Below are 3,473 nucleotides of genomic sequence, written 5' to 3'. Positions count from 1 at the left end.
AAACAAACACTTAAGTTTGTATGACATATAACAAATCGACCCATCTTGTTATATAATTTCACCGCCATGATCTGGGTCAACTTTTTGAGCGCTGCCATTTGCTATTATTCAGTCAGCAAAAATTTGAACTTAAAGAGCATTCCTTTGAAGACTGAAAACAACCCGTTTGACGCCCTCATGCCACCAGCGATGGCGCATAAAGCCGAAGAAGTTGGTGTCTACAAAGCAACGAAGAACCCACTACAATCCTTCTTCCTTGCTATTACTGCTGGCGTATTTATTTCTATCGCCTTTGTTTTCTATACCACCGTGACAACAGGTGCTGGTGATATGCCTTGGGGCATGGCCAAATTTGTTGGTGGTCTTGCATTTAGTCTTGGTCTTATTCTTGTCGTTATTTGTGGTGGTGAACTGTTCACCTCTTCAGTACTCACCACAGTTGCTCGCGCAAGTGGTCGTATTTCAACGGCTCAACTATTACGCAACTGGGTTGTTGTTTACTTAGGTAACTTTGTTGGTGCTACTTTCTTTGTCGCTTGCATTTGGATTGCACAGCAACACATGGGTGCTAACGGCCAATGGGGCATCAATGCAATGAAAATTGCACAACATAAATTGCACCATACTTTTGGCCAAGCCGTAGTATTGGGTATGCTATGTAACCTGATGGTTTGCCTTGCGACGTGGATGACATTTTCATGTCGAACCGCAACTGATAAAATTATGGTAATGCTGCTCCCTGTTGCTATGTTTGTAGCGTGTGGTTTTGAGCACAGCATTGCTAATATGTTTATGATTCCGATGGGTATCGTGATTCACTCTTTCGCTAGTCCTGAATTTTGGACCATGGCAGGTGTTGATCCATCGCAATTCGCAGATTTAACGGTAAGTCATTTTGTTCTTAACAACCTGATCCCTGTAACCATAGGTAACATCCTTGGTGGTGGCTTCTTAGTTGGTATGACTTATTGGATTATCCATCGCCGTCCAGAACTTAAAGGCCAAGGCCATCACTAAGTTTTAGATGTCGATAACACGATTATTTTTTCTACTGAATAGAATATAGGTAGGTATACAATGGCTGAGCAATTTGCTAAAGCTTGGGAAGGTTTCGCTGCTGGCGAATGGCAGAACGATGTAAACGTTCGTGACTTCATCCAGAAAAACTACACTCCTTACGAGGGTGACGAGTCTTTCCTAGTATCTGAAGGTACTGAAGCGACTAACAAGCTTTGGACTCAAGTAATGGAAGGTATCAAACAGGAAAACAGCACTCATGCTCCTGTTGATTTCGATACTTCTGTTATCTCTACCATTACTGCGCATGACGCAGGTTACATCAACAAAGATCTTGAAACGATTGTTGGCCTTCAGACTGAAGCGCCACTTAAGCGTGCTATCATCCCTAACGGTGGTATCCGTATGGTTGAAGGTTCATGCAAAGTATACGGTCGTGAGCTAGACCCTGAAGTTTCTAAAATCTTCACTGAATACCGTAAAACACACAACCAGTGTGTATTCGATATCTACACGCCTGACATCATGAAATGTCGTAAGTCTGGTGTTCTGACTGGTCTTCCTGATGCATACGGCCGTGGTCGTATCATTGGTGATTACCGTCGCGTAGCACTTTACGGTATCGACTACCTAATGAAAGACAAATTCGCTCAATTCACGTCTCTACAAGAGCGTTTCGAGTCTGGCGAAGATGTTCAAATGACTATGCAACTTCGTGAAGAAATTGCAGAGCAACACCGTGCTCTAGGTCAGATCAAAACTATGGCAGCTAAATACGGCTGTGATATCTCTGGTCCTGCAACTAATGCACAAGAAGCTATTCAGTGGACTTACTTCGGCTACCTAGCTGCAGTTAAATCACAAAATGGTGCTGCAATGTCTCTAGGCCGTACTTCTACGTTCCTAGATATCTTCATCGAACGTGATATCGCTGCTGGCCTAATCACTGAAGTTCAAGCACAAGAAATGATCGACCACTTCGTAATGAAGCTACGTATGGTTCGTTTCCTACGTACGCCTGAATACGATGAGCTATTCTCTGGTGACCCAATCTGGGCAACAGAATCAATGGGTGGTATGAGCCTTGACGGACGTACGCTAGTAACGCGTTCAAACTTCCGTTTCCTAAACAGCCTATACACTATGGGTCCTTCTCCAGAGCCGAACATCACTGTTCTTTGGTCTGAGCAGCTACCTGATGGCTTCAAACGTTTCTGTGCAAAAGTATCTATCGATACTTCTTCTATCCAGTACGAAAACGATGATCTAATGCGTCCAGACATGGACTCTGATGACTACGCTATCGCTTGTTGTGTATCGCCAATGGTTGTTGGTAAGCAAATGCAGTTCTTCGGTGCACGTGCTAACCTTGCAAAAACTATGCTTTACTCTATCAACGGCGGCGTTGATGAGAAGCTTAAAATGCAAATCGGTCCTAAAACTGCGCCAGTAACTGACGAAGTTCTAGATTACGCTGATGTGATGGATCGTCTAGATCACTTCATGGATTGGTTAGCAACACAGTACGTGACTGCACTAAACAGCATTCACTACAGCCACGACAAATACAGCTACGAAGCTTCTCTAATGGCGCTTCACGATCGTGACGTTCGTCGTACAATGGCTTGTGGTATTGCTGGTCTATCTGTTGCTGCTGACTCACTGTCTGCTATCAAGTACGCAAAAGTTAAGCCTATCCGTGACGAAGACGGTATCTCTATCGACTTTGAAATCGAAGGTGATTACCCTAAATTTGGTAACAACGACTCACGTGTAGATGACATCGCTTGTGAACTAGTTTCAACATTTATGGGCAAAATCCGTAAGTTGAAAATGTACCGCGATGCAATCCCAACTCAGTCTATTCTTACTATTACATCTAACGTTGTATACGGTAAGAAAACAGGTAACACGCCTGATGGCCGTAAAGCAGGTGCTCCTTTCGCACCGGGTGCAAACCCAATGCACGGTCGTGATGAGAAAGGTGCTGTAGCATCTCTAACATCTGTAGGTAAACTACCGTTTGCTGACGCTAAAGATGGTATCTCTTACACTTTCTCTATCGTGCCAAACGCGCTAGGTAAAGAAGTTGATACGCAAAAAGCTAACCTTGCTGGTCTTATGGATGGTTACTTCCACCATGAAGCAGGCATCGAAGGCGGTCAACACCTGAACGTTAACGTTCTTAACCGCGAAACGCTAGAAGACGCAGTTAAGCACCCAGAGAACTACCCTCAGCTAACTATCCGTGTATCGGGTTACGCTGTGCGTTTTAACTCTCTAACGACTGAACAACAAAAAGACGTAATCGCACGTACTTTCACAGAATCTCTATAATCTAGACTTCTGATTTGTTGTTAAAAAACCGACCTTATGGTCTAATGCCGTTCACTTAAGGTGAGCGGCTTTCTTATTTTTGGCATATCGTTGAGGTCTTGGTTTTACCGTTCTTGGGA

Annotated in this window: 2 protein-coding genes; both read left to right on the top strand. The window is 43.9% G+C overall.

All coding sequences use genetic code 11. From position 1 onward, the window contains the following. The first annotated feature begins 144 nt into the window (after positions 1-144). Positions 145-1,017, top strand: coding sequence for a formate transporter FocA (gene focA / locus ASV53_RS23285; protein ID WP_083540795.1), 873 nt, complete (start codon positions 145-147; stop codon positions 1,015-1,017). A 60-nt stretch (positions 1,018-1,077) separates the two neighbouring features. Beyond that, positions 1,078-3,354, top strand: a complete 2,277-nt coding sequence (pflB, locus tag ASV53_RS23280) for a formate C-acetyltransferase (protein ID WP_094958890.1) — start codon at positions 1,078-1,080, stop codon at positions 3,352-3,354. Positions 3,355-3,473 lie beyond the last annotated feature (119 nt).

This window comes from Photobacterium sanguinicancri (assembly GCF_002265265.1).
Lineage (GTDB): Bacteria > Pseudomonadota > Gammaproteobacteria > Enterobacterales > Vibrionaceae > Photobacterium > Photobacterium sanguinicancri.
This window is presented reverse-complemented; position numbering and strand designations above follow the sequence as displayed.

Bases quoted from the DNA above. Each gene is read 5' to 3' on its own strand.
- pflB (WP_094958890.1), top strand. From the start codon at position 1,078: ATGGCTGAGCAATTTGCTAAAGCTTGGGAAGGTTTCGCTGCTGGCGAA.